10 protein-coding genes are annotated in these 14,834 nt (G+C 58.3%); 9 read left to right on the top strand and 1 reads right to left on the bottom strand.

Going from position 1 to position 14,834, the window contains the following annotated elements:
* Positions 1 to 168 precede the first annotated feature (168 nt).
* Positions 169 to 1,272 carry a GlxA family transcriptional regulator gene (locus RX972_RS28055; protein ID WP_027899603.1) on the bottom strand — a complete coding sequence of 368 codons (1,104 nt, stop codon included), beginning with the start codon at positions 1,270 to 1,272 and terminating at the stop codon, positions 169 to 171.
* A 1,006-nt stretch (positions 1,273 to 2,278) separates the two neighbouring features.
* Between RX972_RS28055 and RX972_RS28050 the strand changes: the two genes are divergently transcribed.
* The 9 genes from RX972_RS28050 (at position 2,279) to mdtD (ending at position 14,375) form a co-directional block, all read left to right on the top strand.
* A complete protein-coding gene (locus RX972_RS28050) occupies positions 2,279 to 3,226 on the top strand; it encodes a choline ABC transporter substrate-binding protein (RefSeq protein WP_027899604.1) in 948 nt (315 codons plus the stop codon).
* Positions 3,227 to 3,293: 67 nt separating this feature from the next.
* The gene (choW, locus tag RX972_RS28045) at positions 3,294 to 4,139 is read left to right on the top strand and encodes a choline ABC transporter permease subunit (protein ID WP_027899605.1); all 846 of its coding nucleotides are present in this window, start codon (positions 3,294 to 3,296) and stop codon (positions 4,137 to 4,139) included.
* Entirely contained in the window at positions 4,136 to 5,314 is a 1,179-nt protein-coding gene (choV, locus tag RX972_RS28040; protein WP_027899606.1) for a choline ABC transporter ATP-binding protein, read from the top strand. The genes choW and choV overlap by 4 nt, the downstream gene beginning before the upstream one ends.
* Positions 5,315 to 5,565: 251 nt before the next feature.
* Positions 5,566 to 6,159 (top strand): transcriptional regulator BetI, encoded by a 594-nt coding sequence (betI, locus tag RX972_RS28035; protein WP_027898231.1) that lies wholly within the window; start codon positions 5,566 to 5,568, stop codon positions 6,157 to 6,159.
* A 114-nt stretch (positions 6,160 to 6,273) separates the two neighbouring features.
* Positions 6,274 to 7,746 carry a betaine-aldehyde dehydrogenase gene (betB, locus tag RX972_RS28030; RefSeq protein WP_122805587.1) on the top strand — a complete coding sequence of 491 codons (1,473 nt, stop codon included), beginning with the start codon at positions 6,274 to 6,276 and terminating at the stop codon, positions 7,744 to 7,746.
* Between the two features lie 185 nt (positions 7,747 to 7,931).
* Complete coding sequence (betA, locus tag RX972_RS28025) at positions 7,932 to 9,635, top strand: choline dehydrogenase (RefSeq protein ID WP_231678024.1); 1,704 nt, start codon at positions 7,932 to 7,934, stop codon at positions 9,633 to 9,635.
* Between the two features lie 385 nt (positions 9,636 to 10,020).
* On the top strand, positions 10,021 to 11,463 hold the full coding sequence (locus RX972_RS28020; RefSeq protein WP_316880457.1) for a TldD/PmbA family protein: 1,443 nt from the start codon (positions 10,021 to 10,023) through the stop codon (positions 11,461 to 11,463).
* The gene (locus RX972_RS28015) at positions 11,463 to 12,788 is read left to right on the top strand and encodes a TldD/PmbA family protein (protein ID WP_316880455.1); all 1,326 of its coding nucleotides are present in this window, start codon (positions 11,463 to 11,465) and stop codon (positions 12,786 to 12,788) included. Before RX972_RS28020 ends, RX972_RS28015 begins: the two co-directional genes overlap by 1 nt.
* A 177-nt stretch (positions 12,789 to 12,965) precedes the next feature.
* Positions 12,966 to 14,375 (top strand): multidrug transporter subunit MdtD, encoded by a 1,410-nt coding sequence (gene mdtD / locus RX972_RS28010; protein WP_231674027.1) that lies wholly within the window; start codon positions 12,966 to 12,968, stop codon positions 14,373 to 14,375.
* Positions 14,376 to 14,834: the final 459 nt, after the last annotated feature.

Genomic DNA, 14,834 nt, shown 5'->3' with positions numbered 1-14,834 from the left:
GCCCCTGTGGGAGTGAATTCATTCACGAAGGGTCGGTACATCCTATACATCTCCATCGCCCGACATGCCGCCTTCGCGAATGAATTCGCTCCCACCTCAGGTCGTTACCGGAGCTCGATTTGTCGGCGTAAGGCAAACCAAACCCTTGGGGGATACCAATAAAGCCTGTTACAACCTCACGCTCGCAAACGTCGACTCATTCCTGGCCTGGCTCAATGCCGACAATGGGCCGGACAGCGGTGCGAGGACCATGGCTTGCGGGATTGGCATCATGGCGACTTGCTGGGTGGTGTTGGAACCTACGCGCTCGTCACGCGGCGGGATGCCGAAGTACTCGCGGTAGCACTTGGAGAAGTGCGGCGTCGATACAAAGCCGCACACCGAGGCGACCTCAATGATCGACATCGGCGTTTGCTTAAGCAGCTGCCGGGCACGGATCAGGCGCAATTTGAGGTAATAGCGCGACGGCGAGCAATGCAGGTATTTCTGGAACAAACGCTCCAGCTGACGCCGGGAAACAGCGACATAAACCGCCAGTTCATCAAGGTCAATGGGCTCTTCAAGGTTGGCTTCCATCAGCGCAACGATTTCCTGCAGCTTCGGCTGATTGGTGCCAAGCATGTGCTTGAGCGGCACACGCTGGTGATCTTGCTCGTTACGAATGCGCTCGTAGACGAACATTTCAGAAATGGCGGCCGACAGTTCACGACCATGATCACGGCTGATCAGGTGCAGCATCATGTCCAGTGGCGCGGTGCCGCCCGAGCTTGTAAAGCGGTTGCGGTCCAGGGTGAACAGGCGAGTACTCATGGCCACACGGGGGAAGGCTTCCTGCATCGAGGCCAGACATTCCCAGTGCACGCTGCAATCAAAACCATCGAGCAGACCCGCACACGCCAGCGCCCAACTGCCGGTGCATACGGCGCCGAGACGCTTGGACTGACGCGCCTGGCTCTGCAGCCAGCTGACGTGTTCACGAGTCACCGTGCGCTGAATGCCCACGCCGCCGCAGACAATCACCGTGTCCATCGCCGGGGCCTTGTGCATGGCCGCGTCGGGAGTGATTTGCAGGCCATCGCTGGCCCAGACCTGACCGCCGTCGGCACTCAGTGTGGTCCAGCGATACAATTCGCGACCTGACAACTGGTTCGCCATACGCAGAGGCTCAACCGCTGATGCGAGGGATATCAGAGTGAAGTTATCCAGCAGCAGAAAGCCGATGGATTGTGGTGCGCGATTCTGGGGTTGGGCCCCGGAGTTGAACGATGTCATCACAGTATCTCCTCACTAAGCGGTTGGAGGCCTCAGGCGGAGGCTCTTGTTATTGCCCCATACGAAGCAGGGCTTTGTGATGACAACGCAAATGCCATGCCTAAAGTTGAATGGCTATTCAATAACCCCTGAAAACGACGTCGCGATGCGTCTAGTCAGCAGCGACCTGAGTTGTCGATTAGCGACGTCCACACTTGTTGCGACCCGCGCTGTGCATGGCAGTTGAGCAATTCGGTAGCACTTGTGTGCCGGGATCCAAGAGGGATGTATCAGGATGTCACTCAACGCACGGCACAGCACAGATCCAGTGCCGACTAGACGTAGCACTGCGCCATGTTTAAGGGCTTGCGCGCCAAAAGGTGGCGGTCATCGGGGTGGGTGTTCGATAAGTGCGCACCTTTCAATCCAGCCCCATCGTATGCCGTTGCAGGAACTGTCGTAGGCTGCGAATGGATTGTCATGCCGACAGCTGTTTCGCAGCCTTCGGCAGCTCCTACAGAGACTGATAAGCGTCGGCTGGGGAACATAACACCCAAATGAACATCCAAAACCACCGTGATGAGTGGTTTAAGGGCTAACGGCAAGCGCTGCTGCGACTGCTACGCTCTTGCTGTTACCTGCCGTGGTGCGCACATCATCAGGCATTTGCAACGCCTGTGGCACCTCGTAACGACACGCACATCCCCACCAACGTCGCCCGTGATTCGCTGAGTCCCGGTGCGATGGCTTATGCCGGTTTTAGCTGCGTTCGCGCGGTAAAAGAGACCTTACGGCATGGAAAAAACCTGTAAGCGACGTCACCGACACTGGATACGACGCCCTGTGTACTGGTTACGACGCCCCCTGTAGGCGTTTGATTTTTGCTGTTACATGATCGGTATCGACTCGTTCGCCAGCGCAGTGGAAGAGCCTTGATCAAACGCCTTGTACTTCAGCCGAAAAAAAACACCAACCGTGTCAGCTCGCGAAGCTGATGACGAGAAAAAAACACCAAGGGAGTCCATTTATGAAAGGTTCTAAATCGTTGCTACTGGCTGTTGCGCTGGGCTTACCAATGCTGGCGCAAGCCGCCGAGCCCGAGCAGTGCAGTACGGTCAACTTTTCGGATGTCGGCTGGACAGACATCACTGTCACCACCGCCGTTACCAGCGCCGTTCTCGAATCCCTCGGCTACAAAACCAAAACCACGATGATTTCCGTGCCCGTGACTTACAAGTCCCTGGCCGATGGCAAGAACATGGACGTCTTCCTTGGGAATTGGATGCCGACCATGGAAAACGACATCAAGCCTTATCGTGATGCAGGCACCGTCGAGACCATTCGCGCCAACCTCGAGGGCGCCAAATACACCCTCGCCGTCCCTGAAGAGCTATATAACAAAGGCCTGAAAGATTTCGCCGATATTGCCAAGTTCAAGAAAGAACTGGACGGCAAAATCTATGGCATCGAGCCAGGCAACGACGGCAATCGTCTGATCCAGAGCATGATCGACAAGAATGCTTTCGGCCTGAAAGACGCCGGTTTCAAAGTCGTTGAATCCAGCGAAGCAGGCATGCTCTCCCAGGTTGACCGCGCTCAACGCCGCAAGACCGCCGTGGTCTTCCTGGGCTGGGAGCCGCACCCGATGAACAACCGTTTCAAGATGAAGTACCTGACGGGTGGCGACGAGTATTTTGGTCCTAACTTCGGTCAGGCCACCATCTTCACCAACACCCGCAAGGGCTACGCCCAGGAATGCAGCAACGTTGGCCAGCTGCTGAAAAACCTGTCGTTCACCCTCGACATGGAAAGCACGCTGATGGGCAAGGTTCTGGACGACAAGCAGAAGCCTGACGCCGCCGCCAAAGCCTGGCTCAAAGCCAACCCGCAAGTGCTCGATACCTGGCTGGCTGGCGTGACCACCATCGACGGCAAGCCTGGCCTGGAGGCAGCAAAAGCCAAGCTGACAAAGTAAGCAGACAGGCAGGCGGGTACGCCCGCCTGTTGTCCCCCTTTCCCCCCGCAAGCGGACAATCGATACCATGCTGACAGATCATAAAATCCCCTTAGGCGAGTACATCGCGGCCTTCGTAGACTGGCTGACCCAACATGGCGCCAGCACTTTCGATGCAATCGCGTCATCGCTTGAAACCATGATCCACGGCCTGACGTTTGCGCTGACTTGGTTCAACCCCTTCGTGCTGATCGGCCTGATCGCCCTCCTCGCGCACTTCATCCAGCGCAAATGGGGCCTGACCGCGTTCGTCGTCGCGTCGTTTCTGCTGATCCTCAATCTGGGCTACTGGGATCAAACCCTGGAGACCCTGGCACAAGTGCTGTTCGCGACCTTCGTCTGCGTCATCATCGGCGTGCCGCTGGGCATTGTTGCCGCGCACAAACCGATGTTCTACACCGTGATGCGACCGGTGCTGGATTTGATGCAAACCGTACCGACCTTTGTTTACCTGATCCCTACCCTGACGCTGTTCGGCCTGGGCGTAGTGCCCGGTCTGATTTCAACGGTGGTCTTCGCCATTGCTGCGCCGATCCGCCTGACGTATCTGGGTATCCGTGATGTACCCCATGAATTGCTCGATGCCGGTAAAGCCTTTGGCTCGTCGCGTCGTCAACTGCTGACGCGTATCGAACTGCCTTACGCCATGCCTAGCATCGCCGCCGGTATTACCCAGTGCATCATGCTGTCGTTGTCGATGGTGGTGATTGCCGCACTGGTGGGCGCCGATGGGCTGGGCAAACCCGTGGTCAACGCATTGAATACTGCTGACATCTCCCAAGGCTTCGAAGCAGGCCTGGCGATCGTATTGCTGGCAATCATGCTCGACCGTATCTGCAAACAACCCGAAGCAAAAGTGAGGGCTGACGCATGAGCATTATCAAATTCGATAACGTCGACGTTATCTTTGCCAATGATCCTCGCGAGGCACTCAAGCTGCTGGATGAAGGCTTGACCCGTGATCAGATCCTGAAGAAAACCGGCCTTATCGTCGGCGTCGAAAAAGCCAGCCTAGACATCGAGAAAGGCGAAATCTGTGTATTGATGGGCCTGTCCGGTTCGGGCAAGTCCAGCCTGCTGCGCTGCATCAATGGCCTCAACACCGTGAGCCGCGGCGCGCTGTATGTCGAGCACGAAGGCTCGCAAATCAACATCGCCAACTGCACACCGGCAGAGCTGAAATTGATGCGCACCAAACGCATCGCCATGGTGTTCCAGAAATTCGCTCTGATGCCTTGGCTGACGGTGCGCGAGAACATCAGCTTTGGTCTGGAAATGCAGGGCCGCCCCGAGAAAGAACGCCGCAAGCTGGTGGACGAAAAACTCGAACTGGTTGGCCTGACCCAGTGGCGCAACAAGAAGCCCGACGAACTCTCTGGCGGCATGCAGCAACGCGTTGGCCTGGCGCGTGCGCTGGCAATGGATGCCGACATTCTGTTGATGGACGAACCCTTTTCGGCCCTCGACCCGCTGATCCGCCAGGGTTTGCAGGATGAGCTGCTGGCCCTGCAGAGCAAACTGAATAAAACCATCGTGTTCGTCAGCCACGATCTGGACGAAGCGCTCAAGCTGGGCAGCCGGATCGCGATCATGAAAGACGGCCGCATCGTGCAGTACAGCGTGCCGGAGCAGATCGTGCTAAACCCTGCCGATGAGTACGTTCGTACCTTCGTCGCCCACACCAACCCGCTCAACGTGCTGTGCGGTCGAAGCCTCATGCGCACGCTGGATAACTGCACCCGGGTCAACGGCTCGGTGTGTCTGGACCCAAGCGTGGATTCGTGGCTCGAACTGGCCGAAGGCAACACCATCAAAGGTGCACGCCAGGGTGCCGGTCAACTCGACCTGCAAAACTGGGCACCGGGCCAACCGATGGACACCCTGGACCGCAAACCGACGCTGGTGCACTCCAACATCGGCATGCGCGACGCCCTGCAGATTCGTTATCAGACGGGTAACAAGCTGGTGCTGCAGGATGGCAACCAGGTGGTCGGGATTCTGGGGGACAGTGAGTTGTATCACGCGCTGCTCGGTAAAAATCTAGGGTAAGCCCCTTGTGGGAGCAGAGCTTGCTCGCGATGCATGAGACGCAGTTTTAAGAGACACCGCGTTATCGTTTATCGCGAGCAAGCTCTGCTCCCACAAGGGAACCGAATTTCATAGCGTCACACATGTGCATTTACAAAGCGTTCCGCACGCCCATCATTTTTTATTGATTGAACGTTCAATAAAAAATCTTTAGACTGGCTGAGCCTTTTCAGGGCAGAGCGATCAGTCAGGCGAATCAGGAGATTTAGTGAATGCCCAAGGTCGGTATGCAACCCATACGCCGTCAGCAGTTGATCCAGGCCACGCTTACTGCGGTCGATCAAGTCGGTATGGGCGACGCCAGCATTGCGCTGATTGCTCGTCTGGCAGGCGTCTCGAACGGCATCATCAGCCACTACTTTCAGGACAAGAACGGCCTGATCGCAGCCACCATGCGCCACCTGATGAATGCCTTGATCGTGAACGTACGTGAACGTCGTCACGCCCTCACCGATGACAGCCCAAGGGCGCATCTGCAAGTGATCATCGAGGGCAACTTCGACGCAAGCCAGGTCAACGGCCCGGCAATGAAAACCTGGCTGGCCTTCTGGGCTACCAGCATGCATCACCCGTCATTGCACAGGTTGCAGCGGATCAACGATCACCGCCTGTATTCGAACCTGTGCTGTCAGTTCCGCCGCGTACTGGCACCGGAGCAAGCGCGTAGCGCGGCCCGCGGTCTCGCGGCACTGATCGACGGTTTATGGCTACGCGGCGCGCTGTCGGGCGATGAGTTCGACACCGATCAGGCACTGCAGATTGCCTACGAATACATGGATTTCCAACTGGCGAAAGCGGTGAGCTGAAACGTTTCACATTTGATGAGGCGAGCACCGAACGACTGCAACACGGCGTTGCCCAATCCGACACGGCAACCTGACGTCAGTCATCGCCAGCCACTCTGAATTTGCGAGGACTTTATGGCCCGTTTCGAACAGCAAAAACTTTACATCCACGGCGGCTATGTAGACGCCACCAGCAATGCGACCTTCGACGCCATTAACCCGGCCAACGGCGAGGTTCTGGCTCAGGTCCAGCGCGCCTCGAAAGAAGACGTTGAACGCGCCGTAGTCAGCGCCGAAAAAGGCCAGAAGATCTGGGCCGAAATGACCGCCATGGAGCGCTCGCGCATCCTGCGCCGTGCCGTGGACATCCTGCGCGAACGCAACGATGAGCTGGCTGCACTGGAAACCCTGGACACCGGCAAAGCCTTCTCCGAAACCAAATACGTCGACATCGTGACCGGTGCCGATGTGCTGGAATATTACGCAGGCCTGGTACCCGCCATCGAAGGCGAGCAGATTCCGCTGCGCACTTCCTCGTTCGTTTACACCCGCCGCGAGCCGTTGGGCGTGGTTGCCGGTATCGGCGCCTGGAACTACCCGATCCAGATCGCTTTGTGGAAGTCCGCTCCGGCACTGGCTGCCGGTAATGCGATGATCTTCAAGCCGAGCGAAGTCACTTCGCTGACCACCTTGAAGCTGGCCGAAATCTACACCGAGGCAGGCGTGCCGGATGGCGTGTTCAACGTACTGCCAGGCACCGGCGCTGAAGTCGGCAGCTGGCTGACCGAGCACCCGCGCATCGAGAAAATCTCGTTCACCGGCGGCGTGCAAACCGGCAAGAAAGTCATGGCCAGCGCTTCGGGTTCGTCCCTGAAAGAAGTAACCATGGAACTGGGCGGCAAATCGCCCCTGATCATCTTCGACGACGCTGATCTGGATCGCGCTGCCGACGTTGCGATGATGGCCAACTTCTACAGCTCCGGCCAGGTCTGCACCAACGGCACTCGGGTCTTCGTACCCAACGCGTTGAAGAGCGCGTTTGAAGCAAAAATCCTGGAGCGCGTGAAGCGCATCCGTGTAGGCGACCCGGAAGACGAAAATACCAATTTCGGCCCGCTGGTCAGCTTCGCCCACATGGAAAACGTACTGGGCTACATCGCTTCCGGCAAGGAGCAAGGCGCACGCCTGCTGGCCGGTGGCGAGCGACTGACTGAAGGTGAACTGGCCAAGGGCGCTTATGTCGCTCCAACGGTTTTCACTGACTGCACTGACGACATGAAAATCGTCCAGGAAGAAATCTTCGGTCCGGTGATGAGCATCCTCGGTTATGACACTGAAGAAGAAGTCATCCGCCGCGCCAACGACACTGATTTCGGTCTGGCGGCAGGCATCGTCACCAAAGATTTGAACCGCGCTCACCGCGTGATTCACCAGCTTGAAGCCGGCATCTGCTGGATCAACGCCTGGGGCGAGTCCGACGCAAAAATGCCGGTCGGCGGCTACAAGCAATCCGGCGTAGGCCGCGAAAACGGCATCAGCTCGCTGGCGCAGTACACGCGGATCAAGTCCGTTCAGGTTGAGTTGGGCGATTACGCTTCCGTTTTCTAAGTTCGCCGATCGTCGTCGGGGCGGACGCCTCGCGGATGAATCCGCTCCCACAGGGAAATGCAGTACATCTGTGGGAGCGAATTCATTCGCGAAGGGGTCCTTCCAGCTAGCGCACATGCATGGGGTGCAAGGGGTCGAGCGTTGATCGCTCCCCCGCGCCACAACTTTTCAAAGAGGGTGCAGTAATGTCCCAGGAATTCGATTACATCATCATCGGCGCAGGTTCGGCCGGTAACACCTTGGCAGCCCGTCTCACCGAGGACGCAGGCGTCACCGTTCTGCTGCTGGAAGCCGGTGGCCCGGACTATCGTCTGGATTTCCGTACACAAATGCCGGCTGCTCTGGCATTCCCGCTTCAGGGCCGTCGCTACAACTGGGCCTACGAAACCGATCCAGAGCCACACATGGGCGGTCGTCGTATGGAATGCGGTCGCGGCAAAGGCCTCGGCGGCTCTTCGCTGATCAACGGCATGTGCTACATCCGCGGCAACGCGATGGACTACGATGGCTGGGCGAAGAACCCGGGTCTCGAAGACTGGACCTACGCTGACTGCCTGCCGTATTTCCGCAAGGCAGAAACTCGTGACATCGGCGCCAACGACTACCATGGCGGCGACGGTCCGGTCAGTGTAACCACGCCAAAAGCCGGCAACAATCCACTGTTCCACGCCATGGTAGAAGCCGGTGTGCAAGCCGGTTACCCGCGCACCGATGACCTCAACGGCTATCAGCAGGAAGGCTTTGGTCCAATGGACCGCACCGTAACGCCTAAAGGCCGCCGCGCCAGCACCGCTCGCGGTTATCTGGATGAAGCCAAGAAGCGTTCGACCCTGACCATCGTCACTCACGCGCTGACTGATCGAATCCTGTTCGACGGCAAGAAAGCCGTGGGCGTGAGCTACCTGGTCGGCGACAGCGATGCACGCATCGAAGCTAAAGCGCGTAAAGAAGTCTTGCTGTGCAGCGGCGCAATTGCTTCGCCTCAGATTCTGCAACGCTCCGGCGTAGGCCCGGCTGAAGTCCTGAACGCGCTGGATATCCCTGTGGTTCATGACCTGCCGGGCGTCGGTCAGAATCTTCAGGATCACCTGGAAATGTACCTGCAATATGCGTGCACTCAGCCAGTGTCGCTGTACCCATCGCTGCAGTGGTGGAACCAGCCTGCCATTGGTGCAGAGTGGATGTTCCTCGGCACCGGCATCGGCGCCAGCAACCAGTTCGAAGCGGGCGGTTTCATCCGTTCCAGCGAAGAATTCGAATGGCCGAATATTCAGTACCACTTCCTGCCGGTAGCGATTAACTACAACGGCACCAAGGGCGTTCAGGAGCATGGTTTCCAGGCTCACGTAGGCTCCATGCGTTCGCCAAGTCGCGGTCGTGTGCAGGTCAAATCGAAGAACCCGCGTGACTACCCGAGCATCCTGTTCAACTACATGGCCAGCGAGCAGGACTGGCAGGAATTCCGTGACGGCATTCGCCTGACCCGGGAAATCATGCAGCAGCCTGCGCTTGATCAGTACCGTGGCCGTGAAATCAGCCCCGGCATTGAAGTGCAGTCCGATGAAGACCTCGACACGTTCATCCGTGAACACGCCGAGACGGCTTATCACCCATCCTGCTCGTGCAAAATGGGCACCGATGAAATGGCCGTGGTCGATGGTGAAGGTCGCGTGCATGGCATGCAAAGCCTGCGTGTAGTCGACGCGTCGATCATGCCGCTGATTACCACCGGCAATCTGAATGCACCAACGATCATGATCGCCGAGAAAATCGCCGACAAGATCCGCGGCCGCGCTCCGCTGCCACGCAGCACTGCGGATTACTTCGTGGCGGGTGACAAGCCAGCACGTGGCAAGCCGGTGCGGGAAGTAAGCCGTACTGCGCAGTAAAATTTGAAATACGTTACCTTTGGGAGACTCCATGTCTCCCCATGAAACTCAGTGACACCGCAGCCGATCCCACTGGATGGCTCAGAACCTGTGGGAGCTGGGCTTGCCCGCGATAAGAACGCCGCGACCTGAAGTGCGAACCGCGTCAGCCTTATCGCGAGCAAGCTCAGCTCCCACAACATCTCCCTTCCCCGCGCTTGATCCCGACATGGCCACAGGCCTAATCTAGCGCCATCGTTTCAGCTCTACACGGCGTCGCGCCCTTCGCGAATGAATTCGCTCCCACGTTGAATTGCGATACACCTGTGGGAGCGAATTCATTCGCGAAGACGCCAGACCAGACAACGCCCAATCCCCCGCTTCACCCGAACAAGGATGATTCTGCATGTTCGATTTTTCCGCTCAGCTCAAGCAGCGGTTTACCGCCTTGCAGAGCTGCGCCCAGTTCTTTTCCGTGCGTTACGTCCGCCAGACCAGCCAGCACCTTTGCGTGCGCAAGAACGTCGCGGAACCGCCGCATTTGAGTTCCGACGAAGGCGCGATGCTGACCGTGCGCCTCAATGGCGTCGAAGCTTACGCAGCAACCCGGGACCTTTCGCAACGGGGTCTGCAAGCCGCCCTGGAACAGGCCGAAGCCCACGCCCGCAGGCTCGCCCCTCACGCACTTCTGAACCTCAGCGATCAGCCCGTTGCGACCGCGCAGGCTGACTACTTGTCGCCACATTTGCAGGACGCCTTCCCGCCCCTTAGCGATTGCCTGCAGCTGCTGATGAGCGAATCCGGCGCCGTGCCCAAAGACGAGCGACTGGTGAACTGGCAAGTCACGCTGGGTCTGGAAAACGTCGAGCAGATTTACCTGAACAACGCAGGCGCACAGATTCGTCGGGCGCAGCGTTTTGTCTATCCGGGCATGACCGTCACCGCCTACGACGGCAGTGACAGCCAGACCCGCAGCCTGGGCCGGGACAACTTCGGCCAGCAAGGCGGCGCGGAGGTGATCGCCAACTGCGGACTGGTAGGCGCGGCCAGCAAAGTCGCCGACCAGGCTCTGCAACTGATCATGGCCCCCAACACACCTAACGGCCCTCGCGACCTGCTATTGACGCCCGACCAGATGATTCTGCAAATCCATGAGTCCATCGGCCACCCGCTGGAGTTGGACCGCATCCTCGGTGACGAGCGCAATTACGCTGGCACCAGCTTCGTCAAAGCCAGTGATTTCGGCCATCTGCAATACGGTTCTGAATTGCTCAACGTGACCTTCGACCCGGACATCCCCGAGCAGTTGGCGAGCTACAGCCATGACGACGACGGCACGCCCGCCAGCAAGCAGTTCCTGATTCGCAAAGGTGTGCTGGAAAGACCGTTGGGCGGCGCACTGTCGCAATACCGCGCTGACTTGCCAGGCGTTGCCAACAGCCGCGCGTGCAACTGGAATCGTCCGCCGATTGATCGTATGGCCAACCTCAACATCGAGCCTGGGGATAAGTCCCTCGACCAGTTGATCGGCAACATCGAGCACGGCGTGCTGATGTCCACCAACCGCTCGTGGTCCATCGACGACGCGCGAAACAAATTCCAGTTCGGTTGTGAGTGGGGCCAGTTGATCGAGAACGGCGAGCTCAAGGGCGTGGTGAAGAACCCGAATTACCGGGCGATTTCCGCGCAGTTCTGGAAAAACCTCAGCGCCGTGGGCGACGCCAGCACCTTCAAGGTATTGGGCACGCCCAACTGCGGCAAAGGCGAACCCAATCAAGTGGTACGCGTGGGCCATGCCTCACCCGCCTGTGTGTTCAAGCAAGTCGATGTATTCGGAGGGGATGCCTGATGTCGCATCAACAGCAGTTTCAGGCACTGGTTGCAACGCTCAACGGCGCCATCAGCGATCAAGAACGCTTCACCCTCGCCTACAACGCCGAGGAGTCGGATTTCATTCGTTTCAATCACGCCAAGGTGCGTCAGGTCGGCCACGTACAGCAGGCCAGCGTGACCCTCAAACTGATCGACGACGAGCGCCACGCCGACTTGCAACTGACCCTCAGCGGCGACGGCGAGCTGGATCGTCAGCGTTTGAGCGAGGCACTGCAGCAGTTACGGGAAACCGTGGCGCTGCTGCCGAAAGATCCGTACCTCAAACCCAACACCGAAGCCTGGCAAAGCACCAATGTTCAAGACGTGCCCTTGCCGGACAGTGAGCATGTGGTCGGTCAAATTGCTGACCTTGGTGAAGGTCTTGATCTGGTCGGGTTCTATGCCGCCGGTCCGCTGTATCGCGGTTTCGCCAGTTCATGGGGCGCGTTTGGCTGGCATGAGGCGAACAGCTTCAATTTCGACTGGAGTCTGTTTCACGAAAACGGTCAGGCGGTCAAAGCCAACTATGCCGGGCACGACTGGAGCGACGAAGGTTTCGCGCGCCGGTTCGAACTGGCTCGGGAGCAACTGGAGTTTCTCGGCAGACCTCTGAAAACCCTCGCGCCGGGTCAATACCGTGCGTATCTGGCTCCTGCGGCGATGGATGAAATCATGGGCATGCTGTGTTGGGGCGGTTTCTCCGCGCAGTCGCTGGCGAATAAAACCAGCCCGCTGCAAAGGCTGTACGGCGGCGATGCTCAGTTCAGCCCGCTGGTGAGCCTCGACGAGCAGGTCAGCGGTTCATTGTCGCCTGCATTTTCCGGCGAAGGCTATCCACGTCGGGACCTGACGTTGATTCGTGAAGGCAAAGGCATTGATCAGTTGGTCGGTTCTGCCAGTGCGGCTGAATATGGCTTGACGGCCAATGGCGCGGAGCCCTGGGAAGCGCCGAACTCGCTGAGCATGGCGGCGGGGAGCCTGGAACTGGAGCAGATTCTAGAGAGGATCGGTACCGGGCTGTACATCGGCAACCTCTGGTACTTGAACTACTCCGACCAGCCCGCGGCGCGCCTGACCGGCATGACGCGCTTTGCGACGTTCTGGGTCGAAGACGGCAAGATCCACGCCCCGGTCAGCACCATGCGTTTTGACGACAGCGCCTACAGCCTGCTGGGCAGCGCACTGGAAGATTTGACCAAAGAGCGGGAACTGATTCTGTCCACGAGTACCTATAGTGAGCGCCAGACAGCTTCCAGCCAGCTACCCGGTGCGTTAATCAGCAAGTTGACGTTGACGCTTTAAAGGCCGCTGAAAAATCACTGTGAAATGAGGCTTTTGTGACAGCGCGTTCTCCAGTGGGAGCAGAGCTTGCTCGCGATAAGGTCGCCACTGATATCAGGTATATCGCATTCAACCTTATCGCGGGCAAGCCCGGCTCCCACAGGAATCAGTTCCACCTACAACTCAACAAGGACCCACATGCCGACCACTACCCCGCTTCTGGATGAAAAAACCCTGCGCTGGCTGCCTTGGGTAGTCGCTATCGCGTTCTTCATGCAGAGCCTGGACGGCACAATTCTGAATACCGCGCTGCCCTCCATGGCCCGCTCGCTCGCAGAAGATCCGCTGCGCATGCAATCGGTGGTCATCGCTTACATGCTGACCATCGCCTTGTTGATTCCTGCCTCAGGCTGGATCGCTGACCGGTTTGGTATCAAGCAGATTTTCTTCAGTGCGATCCTGCTCTTCAGCTTTGGCTCGCTGCTGTGCGCCATTTCCAACTCATTGGGCATGCTGGTGGGCGCACGGATCATTCAAGGTCTGGGCGGCGCGCTGATGCTGCCCATCGGACGCTTGATCGTATTACGCGCCTACCCACGTTCCGAGCTGGTGAGGATCATGAGCTTCATCACCCTGCCCGGCCTTTTGGGTCCCTTGATGGGCCCGACCATGGGCGGCTGGATGGTTGAATACCTGAGCTGGCACTGGATCTTCCTGATCAACATTCCGGTAGGCATCCTCGGTTGCTGGGCAGTGCACCATTTCATCCCTGACCTGCCCGGCGGCGGACGTACGAAGTTTGACGGTATCGGCTTCGCGCTGTTTGGCACGTCGATGGTGTTGATCACGATTGCTCTGGAAGGCCTTGGCGAATTGCATCTGCCGCACTTGCGGGTGGTGCTGCTGTTGTTCGCAGGCTTCGGTTGTCTGGCCGCGTATTGGCTGCGCGCCGGGCACGTCGAGTCGCCACTCTTCTCGCCGTCACTGTTTCGCACTCGCACCTTCGCGGTAGGTATTCTCGGCAACCTGTTCGCCCGATTGGGCAGCGGAGCCCTGCCGTTTCTCATGCCCCTGTTGCTGCAAGTAGCGCTGGGTTATTCGCCGTCACAAGCAGGGATGAGCATGTTGCCGCTGGCCGCTGCAGCGATGTTCGCCAAGTCGGTGGCGCGCTGGCTGATCGAACGGCTTGGTTATCGAATGATCCTCACTGGCAACACGTTGATGCTGGGGATTCTGCTGTCGAGCATCGCTCTGGTTGATGCGCAAACGCCTTACTGGTTACTGCTGGTGCATCTGGGCTTGCTGGGCGCGGTCAACTCGTTGCAATTCACCGCGATGAACACCGTCACCCTGATCGACCTGGATGACGCCAGCGCCGCCAGCGGCAACAGCTTGCTGTCGGTAGTGGCGCAACTGTCCCTGAGCTTCGGCGTAGCGTGCGCGGCAGCGTTGCTGGGTGGCTTTACCGAACAGGTGTCGACCGGCGAAGTCAGCAGCGTGCTGGGCGCGTTCCAGCTGACCTTCCTGACGGTGGGTGTGATGGCGATGCTGGCGGCGGGGATATTTCTGCAGTTGCCGTCCAGAGGAGCTAAACCGGCGGCGACTTGAAATACATTCCCGCGGGAATCCCCCCGATAACACTGACACAGCAAAACCTGTGGGACCGAATTCATTCGGGAAAGGGCCGGCAGATTCAACGCTTCTATCGCCTGACATGACGCATTCGCGAATGAATTCGCTCCCACGGATGATCTTGCGGAATCCCCCGATAGCACTTACGCCGCAAAACCTGTGGGACCGAATTCATTCGGGAGAGGGCCGGCAGATTCAACGCTTCTATCGCCTGACACGACGCCTTCGCGAATGAATTCGCTCCCACGGATGATCTTGCGGAATCTCCCGATAGCACTTACGCCGCAAAACCTGTGGGACCGAATTCATTCGGGAAAGGGCCGGCAGATTCAACGCTTCTATCGCCTGACACGACGCATTCGCGAATGAATTCGCTTGTATGGTTAGACTTGAAGGGGTGGTGGGACGAACAGTTCGCATCTGACTGCTGCAACA

This window comes from Pseudomonas syringae group sp. J309-1, from assembly GCF_032582135.1.
In the GTDB taxonomy this organism is placed as follows: Bacteria; Pseudomonadota; Gammaproteobacteria; order Pseudomonadales; family Pseudomonadaceae; genus Aquipseudomonas; species Aquipseudomonas quasicaspiana.
The sequence above is the reverse complement of the archived record's forward strand: the minus strand, read 5'-3'. Positions and strand labels throughout refer to the sequence as shown.